Here is a 17581-nt window from a genome sequence, read left to right on the forward strand (position 1 = left end):
AAGTCAATCGCGGAAACTACTGCCAGCCGCGCACCGCAAAAACAAGCCGGCCGCGCCTTGGGGGGCGCGGCCCATGACTTTCCAGAAATATCAATACAGGAACCAAGCCCAAGGTGTGCTGAGATTCAGGTCAGGCCGAGTCGGAGTCGAAGACGGGCGCGAAGCGACCAGAATGGTGGATTCCGAGAACCGGAGCGGAGCGTACTTTTGGGTACGTGAGCACCGGCCTACGCCGGCCGTAGCCTTAACTGCCACGACCGCTCATGAGTGCTTTGGCCGGCGAAGGCCGGAAGCGCAGGAAACCGCCGTTGCAGGCCGGCATCACCTGAATATCGACACACCTTAGCGCGACTTGGTGTTCAGTTCCCGGTTGGCCGTATAGTCGATGGCAAAGGTGTCGGGCGCGAAACTGACGCCCTCCTTGGTGTTGAAGATCATCACCGTCGTGTCCTTGCCTTGCGCATCGGTGATGGTCCACTGCCGCAATTCATAGGATTTCGGATCGAACATCATGGTGATCTTCGAATTGCCGAACACCGATTTGTCGGCAAGCTGGATGGTGGTGAGATCGTTTTCTTCCTTGACGCTTCTGACGCGTCCGCCCGACAGATCGATCTTGTCGTCGAGCAGCAGCTTCAGCGGTGTCTTCGACAGCGGGTAGAGGTCGGAGGTCCGCAGCTTCTTGTTGAGGATGACCACCGACTTGCCGTCGGAAATCACCCTGAAATTCGAGGCGCCGTCATAGTTGAAGCGGATCTTGCCCGGCCGTTCCAGAAAGAACTTGCCGCCGGTCTGCTCGCCCTTGGGCCCGAACTGCACGAACTCGCCGCTCATCGATTTGACCGAGGAGAAATGATCGGCGATCTTCTGCGCCGTCGCCGGAACCGCTGCTTGCGCCGACGCCAGCAGCTGGAAGCCGGGCACGACGTTGACGGCCGCGGCACCGGCCAGGACCAGACCGAGGCCGAGCACCTGTCGGCGGGTTGGGGCGAAATCCCTGCTTGGGGCGAAAGATGCGTTTTTCATGCCGGTCACCATCATCTGATTGCTTGCTCGTTATATTGGTCTGCCCCCCCAGTTGGGCTTAAGTTTGGCGGGCGCGCAGCGCTCATCCGTTGCAACGCGCCGAGAGGTTCAAAGTTGCCGGCGCGGATGCGCTCTAGAACTTGTCGTCCTCCGTCGGCACCAGGATTTCGCGTTTTCCGGCATGGTTGGCCGGGCCGACAATGCCTTCCTTCTCCATCTTCTCGATGATCGAGGCGGCGCGGTTGTAGCCGATGCCGAGCCGGCGCTGGATGTAGCTGGTCGAGGCCTTACCGTCGCGCAGCACCACCGCGACCGCCTGGTCGTAGGGATCGTCGGAATCCTCGAAATTACCGCCATCGCCACTGCCGCCATTGCCTTTGCCCGACGGCTCATCATCATCCTTGTCGTCGTCCTCGGTGATGGCGTCGAGATATTCCGGCACGCCTTGCAATTTCAGATGCGCGACGATCCTCTCCACCTCGTCGTCGGAAACGAAGGGACCGTGCACGCGCTGGATGCGGCCGCCGCCGGCCATGTAGAGCATATCGCCCATTCCGAGCAGCTGTTCGGCGCCCTGCTCGCCCAGGATGGTGCGGCTGTCGATCTTCGATGTCACCTGGAAGGAGATGCGGGTCGGGAAGTTGGCCTTGATGGTGCCGGTGATGACGTCGACCGACGGCCGCTGCGTTGCCATGATGACATGGATGCCGGCGGCGCGCGCCATCTGCGCCAGGCGCTGCACTGCGCCTTCGATGTCCTTGCCGGCGACCATCATCAGATCGGCCATCTCGTCGATGATGACGACGATGTAGGGCATCGGCTCGAGGTCGAGGTTCTCCGTCTCGTAGATCGCTTCACCGGTCTGGCGGTCGAAGCCGGTCTGCACGGTGCGCGAGATTCTTTCGCCTTTTTTCTCGGCCTGCTGCACGCGCGCGTTGAAACCGTCGATGTTGCGGACGCCGACCTTCGACATTTTGCGGTAGCGGTCCTCCATCTCTCGCACGGTCCATTTCAGCGCCACCACCGCCTTCTTCGGATCGGTGACCACCGGCGTCAGAAGATGCGGGATGCCGTCATAGACCGAGAGTTCCAGCATTTTCGGATCGATCATGATCAGCCGGCAGTCCTGCGGCGTCAGCCGATAGAGCAGCGACAGGATCATGGTGTTGATGGCGACGGACTTGCCCGAGCCGGTGGTGCCGGCGACCAGCACGTGCGGCATCTTGGCGATGTCGACGATGACCGCCTCGCCATTGATGGTCTTGCCCAGCGCCAGCGCCAGCTTGGCCTTGGTGGTCTCGAAATCGCGGCTGGCCATGATCTCGCGCAAATAGACGGTCTCGCGCCTGGCGTTCGGCAATTCGATGCCGATGGCGTTGCGGCCAGGCACCACGGCGACACGGCAGGCGATGGCGCTCATCGAGCGGGCGATGTCGTCGGACAGGCCGATCACCCGCGACGATTTGATGCCGGGCGCGGGTTCCAGCTCGTAAAGCGTGACGACCGGACCCGGGCGCACATGGATGATTTCGCCCTTGACGCCGAAATCCTCCAGCACGCCCTCGAGCAGGCGGGCGTTCTGCTCCAGCGCGTCCTTCGACAGGCTGGCGTCGCGCACCACGTTCTTCGGTTCCGACAGGAAATGCAGTGACGGCATCTCGAATTTTTCCGAGCCGATCAGCGAGGTCTGCGCCTCGCGCTGGACCCGGGCGCCGGGTGCCGGCCGCGGCGCCGGCGCCTCGACGCGTGTCGCCGCATCGGAACGGAAGTTCTGCACCTTCGCCGTCGGCGCGGCGCGGCGTTGGCCGGCCGGCTCGGGCGCGAAATCCATGTCGTCGTCATTGTCGTCGTTATCGAAGACATCGGCATCGTCGGGGTCGATCGAGGCACTGCGGTCGTTGACCATGGCGGCGAAGAATTCCGGCTCGACGCGGGCGCGCCCGCCCGGGCTCATCCGCGCCTCGGCGAACTCGGCCGATTCGACCCGTTCTGCCGCCCGCCGCCAGGCGCTGGCCCGCGGCTCCATCTCCGGCTCGAAATCGTCGCGCTCGCGCCGGCGCGCGGCGCGGCGACGCAGATAGGCCCGCAGCGACAGCCACCAATGGGTGATGGCGCCAAGCGCCAATATGCCTTCGTCGCCCTCGTCCTCTTCATTGTCGAAAAGCAGGTCGTCCTGCGGATCGGCAGCAGTGTGCTGATCAAGCACGGCAAAGCCGTTCTTGCGTGAAATCAGCGCCGAACCATACAGAAACAGCCCCAGCGCCGGTGCTGCAAGGAGCACGGCAAGCACGCTGGCGACGCGGCCGGTCGGATAGCCGCCGATGACCAGGCCGGGAATGTTGAGCACCATGTCGCCAAAGACGCCGCCGAGGCCGGTCGGCAGCGGCCAGGTCTTGGGCGGCACCACGCAGCCGGCAATTGCCGCGCCAAGCAGCGAAAACCCGAACCAGGCCAGCGCCCGTTTCGGCAGCCGGTCGACGCCGCGCGCGGTAAACAGCAGAAATCCCCAGATCACCGCCGGCACCAGCGCCGCAACGGCGGCGAGTCCGAAGAACTGCATGGCAATGTCGGAAAAGACGGCGCCGGCATAACCCATTGCATTGGTGACGATATTATCGGTGGCGTGCGAGAAGCTCGGATCGGCGACGTTCCAGGTGGCAAGGGCGGCGACGCCGAAGCCAACCAGAGCAAACAGCCCGGCACCGACCAGCCGCCCGACCTGGCGCCTCGCGAACGCCCGGATGCCGTGCCCCGTATCGGCCAGCGCAAACGGTGCTGAAGCCCCTGAACGCATGCTCTTCCTCGTCTGTCGTTGCCCGGCCGGGCGCGGACGCGCAACACGGCAGATTCGGCTGTCAGACTAGCGGCGGGAAGGTTAAGGGCGCATTAACCATGGGCAGCCTGCGTCTGCGGAACGGGCGCAGGATGTCATGCCTGACTTCCTGTTCAAACGCGGCGGTGATCCTGCGACAGGCATTGGCAACCACGCTGACTCGGCGAAAATGGCGGGCACGCTGGAGCCGCTGCGGCAGATGTTTCACGCCGCCGACGGATCGAGCACCTTGATCAAGCGATCGTGATCGAGCCGTCACGGCCATCCGCGCACAAAAAGAGGCCCGGAAGATTTCCGGGCCTCAAGGCGTGAGCCCTTGCGGGAGCATCACGACGGGATGGGACGTCGCGAGGCGGCCGAGGCCGCCCCGGACGAGCTTACGGGTGATAGGCCACTTCGCCGTGCGAGGTGAGATCGAGCCCCTCGCGCTCTGCATCGGCTGTCGGACGCAGGCCGACGATCAGGTCGACGATCTTGTAGAGGATCGCGCTGCCGATACCCGACCAGAGGATTGTCACCAGCACACCCTTGAACTGCGACATCAGCTGGGTGGCCGTGCCGGCGTAGCCGGCGGCGAAGTCGGCTGTCGAGTAATCGACGATGCCGGCGCCGCCGAGAGCGGGATTGACCAGGATACCGGTGCCGAGCGCGCCGATGATGCCGCCGATGCAGTGGATGCCGAAAACATCGAGGCTGTCGTCGTAGCCGAACTTGTTCTTCACCACCGAGACGAAGAAGTAGCAGACGCAAGTGGCGACGAGACCGAGCACGATGGCGCCCATCGGTCCGGCAAAGCCGGCGGCAGGTGTCACGGCGACGAGGCCGGTGACAGCACCCGAAACGGCGCCAAGCATGGATGCTTTGCCGCGCAGCAGCGTTTCAAGCACGATCCAGGTCACTGCCGCCGCCGCCGTGGCGACAAACGTATTGACCATGGCCAGCACGGCATAGGCGTTCGCTTCCAGGTTCGAACCGGCATTGAAGCCGAACCAGCCGACCCACAGCAGCGAGGCGCCGACCATGGTCAGCGTCATCGAGTGCGGCGCCATGACGTCCTTCTGATAGCCGATACGCTTGCCGATCATCAGCGCGCCGACAAGGCCGGCAATGCCTGCATTGATGTGAACGACGGTGCCGCCGGCGAAGTCGATGGCGCCGAAGCCGAAGATGAGACCCGACGGATCGCTATAAGCGCTCGGGCCGCCCCAGAACCACACCATGTGCGCGATCGGGAAATATACGAAGGTGACCCAGAGGATGGTGAAAAGGATCACGGCGGAGAACTTGATGCGTTCGGCGAAAGCGCCGACGATCAGGGCAGGCGTGATGCAGGCGAAGGTCATCTGGAAGAGAACGAACACCAGTTCGGGAATGGCCACGCCCTTGGTGAAGGTTTCGGACACCGTCGTCACGTCGACGCCGGCCAGAAACATCTTGGAAAGGCCACCGACGAAGGCGTTGCCGGGGGTGAAGGCCAGGCTGTAGCCGTAGAAAACCCAGACGATCATGACCACGCTGGTGATGGTGAAGACCTGCATCAGCACCGACAGCATATTCTTGGCGCGAACCAGGCCACCGTAGAAAAGGGCAAGGCCGGGAATGGTCATCAGCAGCACCAGAATAGTGGAGATCATCATCCACGTCGTGTCGCCCTTGTCGATGGTGAATGCCGGCGCCGCTGCCGGTGCTGCCGGAGCCGCTTCCTGAGCGAACGCAGCAACCGTGCCCAGTGCAGCGAGAGCGAGCGAACCCAAAACGGCCGCGCGTCCCGTTATCTTCAAGGTGGAAGGAATATTCATTGAACTCTCCATTGGAATACGTGTCCGCGGCTCAAAGCGCGTCGGTGTCTGTTTCGCCGGTGCGAATGCGCACCGCCTGGTCGATGCCGAAGACGAAGATCTTGCCGTCGCCGATCTGACCGGTCTTGGCCGCCGCGGTGATGGCTTCGACGGCCTTGTCGACCATGTCGACGGCGACCGCGACTTCGATCTTGATCTTCGGCAGGAAGCTGACCGCGTATTCCGCCCCGCGATAGATTTCCGTGTGCCCCTTCTGACGTCCGTAGCCTTTTACTTCGGTGACGGTCAGGCCTTGGATGCCGACTGCGGTGAGCGCCTCGCGCACCTCGTCGAGCTTGAACGGCTTTATGATTGCCATCACGATCTTCATAAGGTTTCACCCTTTGCTGTTGCGGGTCCCCGCGTTTGCACGACTTCGCCGATCCCCATGAGAGCCGGAGAGTGCCCGCTAGGATTCAAGCTCCGTGCCAATTGCCGAAGCAGGGTGTGAAGTTGTTGTTAAACAACGAAATCGGGAAGGTTTGTCGGCTGCCTGTTCACAGTCGCGTCAATGCAAATGATTAAAAAATAGGCAAAATTCGAAAAATGCCTACTCGGCAGGCGGCCGCTTCAGCCGGATGAGTCCTTCTTGGGCAACCGAGGCGATCAACGTGCCGTCGCGGGCAAACAGCGAGCCGCGGGTAAAGCCACGCGATCCTTGCGTCGACGGGCTGTCCTGCGTGTACAGCATCCAGTCGTCGAGCGGGTGGCTGCGATGGAACCACATGGCGTGGTCGAGGCTCGCTGCCTGGATGTCGCGATCGAAAATGGCGCGGCCGTGGGCAAAAGTCGAGGTGTCGAGCAACGTCATATCGGAGAGGTAAGCGAGCACGGCCGCCTGCGTGGCGCGGTCGGCCGGCACCGGGCCGGTGGTGCGGATCCAGATGTTCTGCTTCGGCTCGAGCTTTTCCCGGCTGGTGTAATGCTTCAGCATCACCGGCTTCATCTCGATCGGCCGGTCGCGCTCCCAATAGCGCTTGATGCCGTCGGGCACGGCTTCGCCGAACTTGCCCAGCAATTCGCGCTGCGACAGCAATGTGTCGGGCGCCGGCACGTCCTGCGGCATCGGCACCTGATGTTCCAGGCCGACCTCATCCTGCTGGAATGAGGCTTCCAGCGAAAAGATCGCCTGGCCGTGCTGGATCGCGACGACGCGGCGCGTGGTGAAGGAGCCGCCGTCACGGATGCGGTCGACCTCGTAGATGATCGGCACCTTGGTGTCGCCCGGTCGCATGAAATAGCCATGCAGCGAGTGCACATGGCGCTCGGCCTCGACCGTTCGCTGCGCGGCGACAAGCGCCTGGGCGATGGTCTGGCCGCCGAAGATGCGCTGCCAGTCGAGCTTGGGGCTGCGACCGCGATACAGGTTGTGTTCCAGCTGCTCGAGGTCGAGAATGCCGAGAAGCTCGTCCATGGCTGCCGTCATCTTGACCTCGCCGCAAAATTACCATGGCGGTTTCCGACAGGAACAGCGGGCAGTCAAGGGCGGAATGCCCGGCGACAGTCAGCTGCGAAAGGAATTGCCATGGTCGACAGCAAGAATTCGCTCGACGTTCTGGTCGCCGGCGCCGGCTATATCGGCCTGGCCGCCGCCGTGTCGCTGAAGCAGGCGCGGCCGAGCCTCGCCGTTGCCGTCGTCGACGCAGCACCCGCCGGCGTCTGGCAGAAGGACGGCCGCGCCTCGGCGATTGCAGCCGCCGCGTGCCGCATGCTCGACCAGCTCGGCGTCTGGAACGAGATAGCGCCGGAGGCGCAGGCGATCACCGAAATGACCGTCACCGATTCGCGCACAACGGATCCGGTCCGTCCGGTGTTCCTCACCTTCGACGGCGAGGTCGCGCCCGGCGAACCCTTTGCGCATATGGTCGCCAACAAGGATTTGAACGGCGCCTTGCGCCGGCGCGCCGAACAGCTCGGCATCGGCATCATCGAGGGCGTCGCCGTCCGCGCCTTCGATACCAACGGCGCCGGCATCACCGTGCATCTTGCCGATGGCGCGACGCTTAAGGCGCGGCTGCTGGTCGCCGCCGACGGCGTCAACTCGAAGCTGCGCGACATGGCCGGCATCAAAACGGTGAAATGGGAGTATGGCCAGTCCGGCATCGTCTGCACGGTGGCGCATGAGCGGCCGCACAACGGCCGCGCCGAAGAGCATTTTCTTCCGGCCGGCCCCTTTGCCACGCTGCCACTCAAGCCGGGCAAGGACGGCACCAACCGTTCGTCGATCGTCTGGGTCGAACGGTCGCAGGATGCCGAAAAGCTGGTCGCAGGCGACACCCTGATCCTGGAGTATGAGCTCGAGCACCGCTTTGGCCTCAAGCTCGGCGAAATCCATATCGCCGACAAGCCCCGCGCCTGGCCGCTCGGGCTGACCATTGCGCGCGCCTTCGTCGCGCCGCGCATCGCCTTGGCCGGCGACGCCGCCCACGGCATCCACCCGATCGCCGGCCAGGGCCTCAATCTGGGCTTCAAGGACGTGGCGGCACTTGCTGAGGTGGTGGTCGAGGCCGACCGGCTCGGCCAGGACATCGGCGCGCTCGACGTGCTTGAGCGCTACCAGCAATGGCGGCGCTTCGACACGGTGCAGATGGGCATCACCACCGATGTGCTGAACCGGCTGTTTTCCAACGATTTCGGCCCGCTGCGTACGTTGCGCGACGTCGGTCTTGGCCTTGTCGAACGCATGCCGCGGCTGAAGGGGTTCTTCATCCGCCAGGCGTCAGGTCTGTCCGGCGACACGCCGAAGCTGTTGAAGGGCGAGGCGATCTGATCCATCTCACAGACATGCCAGGATGTGTTGAGATTCAGGTCAGGCCGAGCCGGAGTCGAAGACGGGGCGCGAAGCGACCAACAGTGGCTTCCGAGAACCGGAGCGGAGCGTGCGTTTGGGTACGTGAGAATAGGAAGCGCAGGAAGCCACCCTTTGCAGGCCGGCATCACCTGAATATCAGCACACCCTAATTGACCTCGAAACCGAGCTTCTGGCGCAGCCGGAGCATGCGCTGGTCGGAAATCTGCTGGCTTTGCCCGCCGACTTCCGTGACACGGCTGACCATCTGTAGCAGATCGTTCCTTTCAGCCGCGTCGAGGCGTTCGCGCAGGAACGGTGCCAGCTTGTCGATGACGACCGTGGCATCGTCGATTTGCGAGGCCGCCCATTTGGCGTAGATCACCGCTTCATCGGTCTGCTTTTTGTCGGCAATCTCCGAGATCACCGATCGAATGGCAGCTTCGCGTTGCGGCAGCACCGGACCATGCTCGGAAACAATGGCGGTGATCAGCGTCGCCGCCGCCACGACCGGATCGTCGATCGCCGTCAACGGCGAGAGCGCCGCCTGCTTGCGCAGTTTCTTGCGGCGGACATTGCCCTGGACGCGGCCAACGACGTCGGCAACCTCACGCGCCGCGTCGTTCATGGTCTTCAGCCGGTACCACCAGAACGCCGCTGCCCCCAGCAGGCCGATTGCAGCAATCAATATATGCATGCCCAAGATCCCCAATCTCAGGCGACGATAAGAGAAGTGTCGTTTCGCTTCAACACGCAAAAGTTGCGCCAATTGAAGAAAACGAAAGCCTGCGCCAGTCGCCGGCCGCCGACATCTCTACGACCCCGGCACATTGTAGATCGCCCGCACCTCGATCGTGCCGATTTCTGCCAGCGGAATGCCGCCGGCGATCTCCAGCGCCTCGTCGACGTCCCCGGCCTCGATCATGACGAAACCGAGCAACTGCTCCTTGGTCTCGGCGAAGGGGCCGTCCGTGACCAGCCGCTTGCCTTTGCGCCGGCGCACGGTTTTCGACGTCTGCACCGATTGCAGCGCCTGCGCGATGATCAGCCGGCCGCTTTGTGCCACCGACCTGTCATAGGCCAGCGAATCGGCGTCGAGCTTGGCCAGCCTCGCAGGCGTCATTGCGTAGAGATCTTTTTCTTCGCCGTAGACCAGGCAAACGTATTTCATCTTTACCTCCATTCCTGGGTTGAAGCGGCAGCCGAGGCTAGGGAAATCTCGGCCGGGCCTTTGCCCGCTGTATGATCGAGCCCCGCTGCATAATCCAGAAAGGACACCGCAATCCCGATAATGGCAATCGCCGCAAGCAGCCGGCCGAAGCCGGAAGGCGGCACGCGCGACCAGTCGGCTTGTTGTTCACCGGCCCTGTGGCTGGTGTTTGTCCAGTGAGCAGAAAACAGATTGTTCATGTGGTCCTCCATCCGGCCACCAATTCCATGGCCGCCCGCAGGACGGTCGGGGCAGATGGAAGTCGACATTTTTGCACGCATATTTTTTTCGCGATTTTTTCCCGAGCGATTTTTTGCTTGACCATGATGTGTCACGCTGCCGCCGATACGAAAGCGCGGGTGGCCTTCGCTCCAGCGCGCGCTATAGTCGACTGGATGCCGATCACGGGCTCAATCACGACAATCAAGGAGGAATTGATGGACCGCACCGCCAACGCCGTTTGGAAAGGCAGTTTCAAGGAAGGCAAAGGCACGCTCGAAACCCAGAGCGGGACGCTGAAAGGTACGCCCTATTCTGCCAAGATGCGTTTCGAGGACGAGAGCGGCAAATCCGGCACCAACCCGGAAGAGCTGATCGCCGCCGCCCATGCCGGCTGCTACGCCATGCAGCTTTCGCATTTCCTCGCCGAGAACGGCACTCCGGCTGCCGAGCTCGACGCCAAGGCCGTGGTAACGCTGGTCCCCGGCACCGGCATCACCGGCAGCGCGATCACGCTGGTCGGCAAGGTGCCGGGCATCGATGCCGCCAAGTTCAAGGAACTGGCCGAAAAGGCCAAGGCCGAATGCCCAGTCTCGAAAGCGCTCGGCGCCATCAAAGTATCGCTCGACGCCAGTCTCGGGTGAGCCGTAAGCAAACCTGCATCGAACAGCCGGTCGATGATTGGCGACAGCATAGCGGCCATCCGATCTCCCTTGCGGGGGGCTGGCAGGATAGAGGGAAGATCGCGGCTTTATTCCAGCTTGGGTTGCTCGCCCCACGACAGTGGGGAGAGGTGTCTCGGCGAAGCCGAGACGGAGAGGGGAACCGCGCTCTATGAAGCCCCCTCTCCGGCCGCTTCGCGCCCACCTCTCCCCCGCTTCGCGGTGGGCGAGGAACCCAGTCTTGAGAGTCGGGGGCCCCACGGGCTCCCATCATGCCCGGGCGTAACCCAATGTCAGTTCTTTAAGGCCGCAGCGCGCACGTCCGACGGCGTCGCGTCATAGCGCCGGCGGAACGCCCGGTTGAAATAGGAAAGGTCGTTGAAGCCGGCATCGAAGGCGATTGCCGTGATGCTGCGGTCGGCATGAGAAGGATCGCCCAGCATGCGATGCGCGCGCACTAGCCGCTGGCGCAGCATGAAGTCCGACAGCGACGTGCCTTCGCTCTCGAACAGTTTTCGCACATAGCGGGCGCAGAGATGGTGGCGGGCGGCGATGTCTTCGGCCGACAGCTCGCCGTGCCCGCCATGGGCGAGGATATCGGCCTTGATGGCGCGCAGTCGCGCCACCCGCACGCCGCGGCCACGCGCAATTTCGGCGGCATCCCTGGTCGCCCCCATGGCAAGCGCGGCAAGGTCGAAAATGTGAGTCGCGGCCAGCTGCCAGGTTTCCGGCGTCAGCGCATCGTCTGCATCCTGGATCGACTGGACATAGTCGAGCAGCAGCCGCATCGCCCCGCTCGTGGTCGGCAACGGCTGCATAAGCACCGAAGCCGGATCGCCGATCAGCGGCGAAAGCTGCCTCAGCGAGAAGCTCATATTGACGAAGCGCATGCCGCCGGGCTGGATGAGGTTGAGGCCGACCTCTTCGCCGCTCATCATCAGCGCCCGGCCGTTGCCGATCGGTTCCTCGCGGCCGCGATGCTTCATGACGCTCGCGCCATCGAGCGCCGCCAACAGGATGAGGTCGTCGCTGTCGATCAGCGGCATCGAGTGATGCGCCCGGAATTCCGAGGAAGTGCCGGTGGCAATGCCGAGGCCGGGCAGCGCACGCACTTTCATGTCGACACGCGTCGGTGCGAGCGGATCGAGCTCGACCTTGAGGACCGTGCGGCCGTAGACCTCGCGCATCACCTCGACGCGATCTTGCTCCGGAAACGCGTCCGTCATCAGCCTGAACGAGGTCGTCGCATTCATCGGCATCCCCCAGCCCGAGAGCGCGCTGATATGCGCCGAGCCCCCTGAAACGTCAATACAGGGCCGTTTAGGCCGTTTTTAGGGCCGTCTCGTCCAAGCCGGCTTGTCTCATCGGACGTAGTTTGCAGCCCGTTTCCAAAACCGGAAATCCATCGGCAATGACCACCACAAGGGGGTTCGATGTATCACCTGCAACTGCTCAGGACGCTGTCGGCGCTCGCCTCGGCGGGCTTCAATCCGCGCGTCTATCTCCTGTCGCTTGCGCTCGGAAAAACCGCCACCGATCATCGCGACCTGAAGCTGCCGCCGCGCATCAGGGAGCGTCAGCCATGAGCCTGCGATATGCCTTTTTGGCGGCGCCGATGCTGTGCCTTGGCCTTTCCGGCTGCGTCGGCCTCAATCCGATTTCCGCGGCTGTCGGCCTCGGCGGCATGGCGGCGGCAAACTCCATCGGCATGGCGCAATCGGGTGTCATCAGCCCGCAGGAGCAGGCGAAATATGCCGGCATGTCCTGTGCCGAGTTGCGGCAACAGGCCGCCGGCTACGAGGAGGCCAGGAACCATGGGCCTTCGCCGAAGAAATATGGCGGCATGGCACCGCCTGGCAAAACAGCGATCGTCAACAATGTCATAGCCACGCGGCTTGCCCATCTGCACAAGCTTATCGCGAGCAAGGGATGCTGACCGGCTCCTCACCCGCGCGCCTGGCGGTTTTTGTCACACTGGCGGGCCTGACCGGTTGCCTGGCCGTCGGCCCGGCCGATGCCGCCGGCCAAGGCAAGGGCAGACAGCCCGTTCGCGCCAGGGCTCGATACCACCAGCACTTGTCGGCAAATGGGGTGCAAATGGGGCTTTGCAGTCGCCAGCGGCGATTATTGCACGACGCTCGGCCACTGTGCGCCGGGCAGCGGCGGCAGCATCTCCTTCACCTTCGGCGCCAACGGGCGCACGCAATATGCGCTGTTCGAATCCTCGCTGGTCGACGGCTGCGGCCAGATCCAGTCGCTGACGCTGAAGACGGGCACGACGACCGTGCACGGCTCGACGCTGGTCTTCACGCCTAAGGCCGGAACCTACAAATCCGTCAATGGCTGCCGGCCCGATCTGACCGGCACCTGGAAGTTCGGCGCCGGCGACCTGAAGCCGGTCTCGCTGAGCTGGCAGTTGAATGGCCGGCAGTTGCGGCTGGTCGATCCGGGAGGCGAGGCGAGCGGCGTCCACAGCAGGAGATGAGGTCGCGATTCAGTGCCCCTCGCCGGTCAGCGCGTCGAGGCGGGCGCGCAATGCCGCGACCTCCTGCTCGAGGGCCTGCACGCGCATTTCCAGATTCGAGGCCGGCAAGGGCGATTGCTGGGGCGCCGCGGCAGCCGACAGCTGCACCGGCCCGCTGAGCAGTTGGACATAACGGTCCTCGCGCTGGCCCGGGCCGCGGTCGATCTGCTGCACCAGCGGCGGCCTGCGGCCGATCAGCAGATCGAGATTGCCGCGAAGCTCGTCGATCGACGGCAACCGTGCCATGCGCTCGCTTCGCGCCAGCAATTCATAGGCCGTCTGCGGGCCGCGCAGCAGCAACAGGCCGAGCAGCGCGATCTGCGCCGAGGTCAGGGAAAAGCGCTGCGCCACGACATGCTCATAGCGCTCGACGCGCGACGCGAACACCTGCCTGACCAGGCCCTTCTGCTCGAGCTGGCCAAGCGCCCTTCTAACCTCGGCAAGCTCGACCGACATTACCGGCTCGCGCGCCGTCTTCTGGTTGGCCGCGGCAAGTGCCGCATTGAGCGTCAGCGGATAGACGTCGGGCGTCAGCTCCTTCTTCTCGATCAGGCAGCCGAGCACACGCGCCTCGATGGGGGAGAGGATGGGAAGCTCATCGCTCATTGAAGTTCAGCCTCCCGGCGGTAAAAGTCGGTTGCAAGGACACGGTTTCGCGCCTGGCGGGCTTCATCCCGGATCACGCCGGCAAGGTTCATTTCGTGGTGACCATAGCGCGCCTCAAGATAGCGCGCGATCGCCGTCGGGATGAGACCGGTCCCCATTTCCCGCGTCTGGCTTTTGCGGTCGATCAGGCTGCGGATTTCATCGCTTGCCTGCACTGGCATCTCGATCTGGTCGATGCACTCGCCAAGGTTCATCGGCGGTAGGCCGGCGAGGCCGCGCTGCTCCATCCAGTCCAACGCGACCAGTGGTCGAATGAGATAGAACAGCTTCTTCAGCTTCACCTCGCCGGAAAAGCTGCCGATCTTGGCAACATGTGAACGCGCCAGGCCGAGATAGTGACGCGCTACTTTTGCCGGATCGACGATCTCGGTAAGCAGGTCGAGAAGGCGCCGCCGAAATCCCGTGACCTCTTCGTAGACGATTGATGATTTTGCCCATTCGACGATGACGGCATTGCCGCCGAGCCCGAGCAGCAAGGCCTTGCGCAGATCCCAGCCGCCGGCATCGATCTCGCCTTCGATGGGAAATTCGATCACGTCGCGTGCCTGTTCCAACACAAGGTGATCCGATGCCGGCCTGACATAGACGAAACGGCAGTCATAGTCGCTGTCGGGAGACGGGAACCCCCCAGGCGCGGCTGCCGCTTTCGATGGCGAACAGGATCGTCACGCCTTGCGTTCGCACGACATCGAGTCGCGCCCGGATCGCCGCGACGGCGTCAGATGAAAAATCGGCAGGTAGCTGCTTCATCTGCTGCTAAACCCGTCGCTCCACCATCATCTTCTTGATCTCGGCGATCGCCTTGGCCGGGTTGAGCCCCTTGGGGCAGGTCTGGGCGCAGTTCATGATCGTGTGACAGCGATAGAGCCGGAACGGGTCTTCGAGATTGTCGAGCCGCTCGCCCGTTGCCTCGTCCCTGGAATCGATCAGCCAGCGATAGGCCTGCAGCAGCGTCGCCGGGCCGAGATAGCGCTCGCCGTTCCACCAGTAGCTCGGGCAGGAGGTCGAGCAGCAGGCGCACAATATGCACTCGTAGAGCCCGTCGAGCTTTTCGCGGTCCTCATGGCTCTGCAGCCATTCCTTGGCCGGCTCGGGCGACACCGTCTTCAACCACGGCTCGATCGAGGCGTGCTGGGCGTAGAAATTGGTGAGGTCGGGCACAAGGTCCTTGACCACTTGCATGTGCGGCAGCGGGTAGACCTTGATCGCGCCGGAAATGTCGTCGCAGCCCTTGGTGCAGGCCAGCGTGTTCGACCCGTCGATGTTCATGGCGCAGGAGCCGCAAATGCCTTCGCGGCAGGAACGGCGCAGCGTCAGCGTCGGGTCGATCTTGTTCTTGATCCAGAGCAGCGCGTCGAGCACCATCGGCCCGCAATCGTCCATGTCGACGAAATACGTGTCCATGCGCGGGTTCTCGTCATCGTCCGGCGACCAGCGATAGATGCGGTATTCGCGCAGGTTGGTCGCGCCCTCCGGCTTCGGCCAGGTTTTTCCGGCCATGATCTTCGAGTTTTTCGGAAGCGTGAGTTCGACCATTATCTCAGGTCCTTTCGGATGACGAGCTTCAGCCCGGACCAGATCCCGTTTATGGCGGCGACCTTGACGTCGACGAGGTCGAGCTTCAGCGCCTCGGGGCGGATAACGTCCTCGGTGACGTCGGTCGGCACTTTCGATGCCTTCTTTGGCCACGACACCCAAACCATGCCGTGCCGCTTAATCGCCGCTTCTACGTCGCCAAGACGGTCCTCGATTTCGACACGCCGCCGGGCGAAAGCATGCACGGCATCGTATTTCTCATGAACGCCAGAGATCGCCGACCAGTCAGCCAGCCGGTCGACGTGGGCAAAGTCGACGGCGTCGGTCAGATCGTCGAGTTCGGGCGGCAGGGCGACGAAGGCGGCAATCATCCCGTCCTTCAGGCCGAGCTTGGCCGGAAGGGGCGTGCCGGAATATCCAGCTGCCGCCAGCGCCATGATCAATACACCCTGGCCTTCGGCGCAATCTTGGCCGGGTTGATGCCGCCGTCTGCTTCCTTAAGCAGCGTCTCGGTGTGCACCGGCCGGTAGCTGAGCGCTACCTCGCCGGCCTCGTTGAGCCGGGCCAGCGTATGCTTGCGCCAGTTCGCGTCGTCGCGGGCCGAAAAGTCCTCCCGCGCGTGCGCCCCGCGGCTTTCCTTGCGCGCTTCGGCGCCATAGACGGTGGTGATGGCGTTGGCCATCAGGTTTTCCAGCTCCAGCGTCTCGACCAGGTCGGAGTTCCAGATCATCGAGCGGTCGAACACCTTGACGTCGCCGAGTTCACCCCAGATCTGCGAAATGCGCCTGCAGCCGCTTTCCAACGATTCCTGGGTGCGGAACACCGCCGCGTCCTCCTGCATCGCCTTCTGCATCTTTTCGCGCAAAACCGCTGTCGGCGTCGAACCGTTGGCGTGGCGCAGCCGGTCGAAGCGGTCCATGATCTTTTCGACCGAGGCTTCGTTGGGCGACGGGATCGCGACGTTGCGGTCGATCACCTGGCCGGCCCGGATCGCCGCCGCACGGCCGAACACCACCAGGTCGATCAGCGAATTCGAACCCAGCCGGTTGGCGCCGTGCACCGAGGCGCAGCCGGCCTCGCCGACGGCCATCAGCCCGGGCAACACCTGGTCCGGGTTCAGGGCGGTCGGGTTGAGCACCTCGCCCCAGTAATTAGTCGGCACGCCGCCCATATTGTAATGGACGGTCGGCAGCACCGGGATCGGTTCCTTGGTCAGGTCGACGCCGGCAAAGATCTTTGCCGATTCCGAAATGCCAGGCAGCCGCTCGTGCAGCACGGCCGGATCGAGATGGTCGAGATGCAGGAAGATGTGGTCCTTCTTCGGGCCGACACCACGGCCTTCGCGGATCTCCAGCGTCATGCAACGTGAGACCACGTCGCGCGAAGCAAGGTCCTTAGCCGACGGCGCATAGCGCTCCATGAAGCGCTCGCCTTCGGAATTGACGAGATAGCCGCCCTCGCCGCGCGCGCCCTCGGTGATCAGGCAGCCGGCGCCGTAGATGCCGGTCGGGTGGAACTGCACGAACTCCATGTCCTGCAGCGCCAGGCCGGCGCGTGCGGCCATGCCGCCGCCATCGCCGGTGCAGGTATGCGCCGAGGTGGCCGAGAAATAGGCGCGGCCATAGCCGCCGGTCGCCAGCACCACCATCTTGGCCGAAAAACGGTGGATGGTGCCGTCGTCGAGGTTCCAGGCGACGACGCCGGTGCAGGTGCCGTCCGGCTCCATGATCAGGTCGAGCGCGAAATACTCGATGAAGAACTGCGCATTGTGCTTCAGCGACTGGCCGTAGAGCGTGTGCAGCATGGCATGGCCGGTGCGGTCGGCGGCCGCACAGGTGCGCTGCACCGGCGGCCCCTCGCCGAAATTCATCATCATGCCGCCGAACGGGCGCTGGTAGATTTTCCCGTCCTCGGTGCGGCTGAAGGGCACACCGTAATGTTCGAGTTCGTAGACCGCCGCCGGCGCCTCGCGCACCATGTATTCCTGCGCGTCGGTATCGCCCAGCCAATCCGAGCCCTTGACCGTGTCGAAGAGATGCCACTGCCAGTTGTCGGGGCCCATATTGGCGAGCGAGGCGGCGATGCCGCCCTGAGCGGCGACCGTGTGCGAGCGCGTCGGGAACACCTTGGTGATACAGGCGGTGCGCAGGCCCTGCTCGGCCATGCCGAGCGTGGCGCGCAGGCCGGCACCGCCGGCGCCGACGACCACGACGTCGAATTTGTGGTCGACATAGCTATAGGCGGAAGCCGTATTGGCGTTCTTCGCGTCCTTGGCCAAA

The 17581-nt window shown here is 63.7% G+C and carries 21 protein-coding genes; 6 read left to right on the forward strand and 15 right to left on the reverse strand.

What is annotated here, in order from left to right; translation table 11 throughout:
* Positions 1-342 precede the first annotated feature (342 nt).
* Positions 343-1026, reverse strand: coding sequence for an outer membrane lipoprotein carrier protein LolA (locus NKI01_RS04335; RefSeq protein WP_352481025.1), 684 nt, complete (start codon positions 1024-1026; stop codon positions 343-345).
* Between the two features lie 133 nt (positions 1027-1159).
* Positions 1160-3820, reverse strand: a complete 2661-nt coding sequence (locus tag NKI01_RS04340; RefSeq protein ID WP_352962003.1) for an FtsK/SpoIIIE family DNA translocase — start codon at positions 3818-3820, stop codon at positions 1160-1162.
* 136 nt (positions 3821-3956) lie between these two features.
* Between NKI01_RS04340 and NKI01_RS04345 the strand changes: the two genes are divergently transcribed.
* Positions 3957-4106, forward strand: a complete 150-nt coding sequence (locus NKI01_RS04345; RefSeq protein ID WP_023722684.1) for a hypothetical protein — start codon at positions 3957-3959, stop codon at positions 4104-4106.
* A gap of 130 nt (positions 4107-4236) precedes the next feature.
* Here the strand turns inward: NKI01_RS04345 and NKI01_RS04350 are convergent, their stop codons facing one another.
* The 3 genes from NKI01_RS04350 to tesB all read right to left on the reverse strand — a co-directional run bounded on the left by NKI01_RS04350 (position 4237) and on the right by tesB (position 7123).
* Positions 4237-5658 carry an ammonium transporter gene (locus NKI01_RS04350; RefSeq protein ID WP_023722685.1) on the reverse strand — a complete coding sequence of 474 codons (1422 nt, stop codon included), beginning with the start codon at positions 5656-5658 and terminating at the stop codon, positions 4237-4239.
* Positions 5659-5689: 31 nt separating this feature from the next.
* Positions 5690-6028, reverse strand: a complete 339-nt coding sequence (locus NKI01_RS04355; RefSeq protein ID WP_023679755.1) for a P-II family nitrogen regulator — start codon at positions 6026-6028, stop codon at positions 5690-5692.
* A 219-nt stretch (positions 6029-6247) separates the two neighbouring features.
* Positions 6248-7123 (reverse strand): acyl-CoA thioesterase II, encoded by an 876-nt coding sequence (tesB, locus tag NKI01_RS04360; RefSeq protein WP_023722686.1) that lies wholly within the window; start codon positions 7121-7123, stop codon positions 6248-6250.
* Positions 7124-7222: 99 nt separating this feature from the next.
* On the opposite strand from tesB, the gene NKI01_RS04365 reads away from it, so the two are divergent.
* Entirely contained in the window at positions 7223-8467 is a 1245-nt protein-coding gene (locus NKI01_RS04365) for a ubiquinone biosynthesis hydroxylase (RefSeq protein ID WP_023722687.1), read from the forward strand.
* Positions 8468-8654: 187 nt separating this feature from the next.
* On the opposite strand, the gene NKI01_RS04370 is transcribed toward NKI01_RS04365, so the two are convergent.
* The 3 genes from NKI01_RS04370 to NKI01_RS04380 form a co-directional block, all read right to left on the reverse strand.
* Positions 8655-9182: a hypothetical protein gene (locus tag NKI01_RS04370; RefSeq protein WP_023722688.1), complete on the reverse strand. Its 528-nt coding sequence runs from the start codon at positions 9180-9182 to the stop codon at positions 8655-8657.
* 117 nt (positions 9183-9299) lie between these two features.
* On the reverse strand, positions 9300-9656 hold the full coding sequence (locus NKI01_RS04375; protein WP_031195230.1) for a YciI family protein: 357 nt from the start codon (positions 9654-9656) through the stop codon (positions 9300-9302).
* A gap of 2 nt (positions 9657-9658) precedes the next feature.
* Positions 9659-9895: a hypothetical protein gene (locus NKI01_RS04380; protein WP_031195231.1), complete on the reverse strand. Its 237-nt coding sequence runs from the start codon at positions 9893-9895 to the stop codon at positions 9659-9661.
* Positions 9896-10132: 237 nt separating this feature from the next.
* On the opposite strand from NKI01_RS04380, the gene NKI01_RS04385 reads away from it, so the two are divergent.
* Positions 10133-10558, forward strand: a complete 426-nt coding sequence (locus NKI01_RS04385; protein WP_352494072.1) for an OsmC family protein — start codon at positions 10133-10135, stop codon at positions 10556-10558.
* 311 nt (positions 10559-10869) lie between these two features.
* Here the strand turns inward: NKI01_RS04385 and NKI01_RS04390 are convergent, their stop codons facing one another.
* On the reverse strand, positions 10870-11829 hold the full coding sequence (locus NKI01_RS04390; protein WP_352494071.1) for a helix-turn-helix transcriptional regulator: 960 nt from the start codon (positions 11827-11829) through the stop codon (positions 10870-10872).
* Positions 11830-12009: 180 nt separating this feature from the next.
* Here NKI01_RS04390 and NKI01_RS04395 point away from each other — a divergent pair, with 180 nt between their 5' ends.
* From NKI01_RS04395 to NKI01_RS04405, 3 genes are all read left to right on the forward strand, one after another.
* Positions 12010-12162 (forward strand): hypothetical protein, encoded by a 153-nt coding sequence (locus NKI01_RS04395; RefSeq protein ID WP_352494070.1) that lies wholly within the window; start codon positions 12010-12012, stop codon positions 12160-12162.
* Positions 12159-12512 (forward strand): hypothetical protein, encoded by a 354-nt coding sequence (locus NKI01_RS04400; RefSeq protein ID WP_352481033.1) that lies wholly within the window; start codon positions 12159-12161, stop codon positions 12510-12512. Before NKI01_RS04395 ends, NKI01_RS04400 begins: the two co-directional genes overlap by 4 nt.
* A gap of 78 nt (positions 12513-12590) precedes the next feature.
* Positions 12591-13061: a hypothetical protein gene (locus NKI01_RS04405; protein WP_352962007.1), complete on the forward strand. Its 471-nt coding sequence runs from the start codon at positions 12591-12593 to the stop codon at positions 13059-13061.
* 9 nt (positions 13062-13070) lie between these two features.
* Here NKI01_RS04405 and NKI01_RS04410 read toward each other — a convergent pair whose 3' ends face one another.
* The 6 genes from NKI01_RS04410 to sdhA are packed head-to-tail and all read right to left on the reverse strand — an operon-like array spanning position 13071 to position 17580.
* Complete coding sequence (locus NKI01_RS04410) at positions 13071-13706, reverse strand: YceH family protein (protein WP_352588049.1); 636 nt, start codon at positions 13704-13706, stop codon at positions 13071-13073.
* Positions 13703-14323, reverse strand: a complete 621-nt coding sequence (locus NKI01_RS04415) for a nucleotidyltransferase domain-containing protein (RefSeq protein ID WP_352962010.1) — start codon at positions 14321-14323, stop codon at positions 13703-13705. The genes NKI01_RS04410 and NKI01_RS04415 overlap by 4 nt, the downstream gene beginning before the upstream one ends.
* Positions 14324-14363: 40 nt before the next feature.
* Entirely contained in the window at positions 14364-14516 is a 153-nt protein-coding gene (locus NKI01_RS04420; protein WP_352588046.1) for a DNA polymerase beta superfamily protein, read from the reverse strand.
* A gap of 6 nt (positions 14517-14522) precedes the next feature.
* Positions 14523-15302: a succinate dehydrogenase iron-sulfur subunit gene (locus NKI01_RS04425; protein ID WP_023722699.1), complete on the reverse strand. Its 780-nt coding sequence runs from the start codon at positions 15300-15302 to the stop codon at positions 14523-14525.
* Positions 15302-15739 (reverse strand): DUF3052 domain-containing protein, encoded by a 438-nt coding sequence (locus NKI01_RS04430; RefSeq protein WP_352494065.1) that lies wholly within the window; start codon positions 15737-15739, stop codon positions 15302-15304. The genes NKI01_RS04425 and NKI01_RS04430 overlap by 1 nt, the downstream gene beginning before the upstream one ends.
* A 2-nt stretch (positions 15740-15741) precedes the next feature.
* Positions 15742-17580, reverse strand: coding sequence for a succinate dehydrogenase flavoprotein subunit (sdhA, locus tag NKI01_RS04435; protein WP_352481037.1), 1839 nt, complete (start codon positions 17578-17580; stop codon positions 15742-15744).
* Between the last annotated feature and the right edge of the window lies 1 nt (position 17581).

Source organism: Mesorhizobium sp. M0815 (assembly GCF_040319995.1).
Classification (GTDB): domain Bacteria; phylum Pseudomonadota; class Alphaproteobacteria; order Rhizobiales; family Rhizobiaceae; genus Mesorhizobium.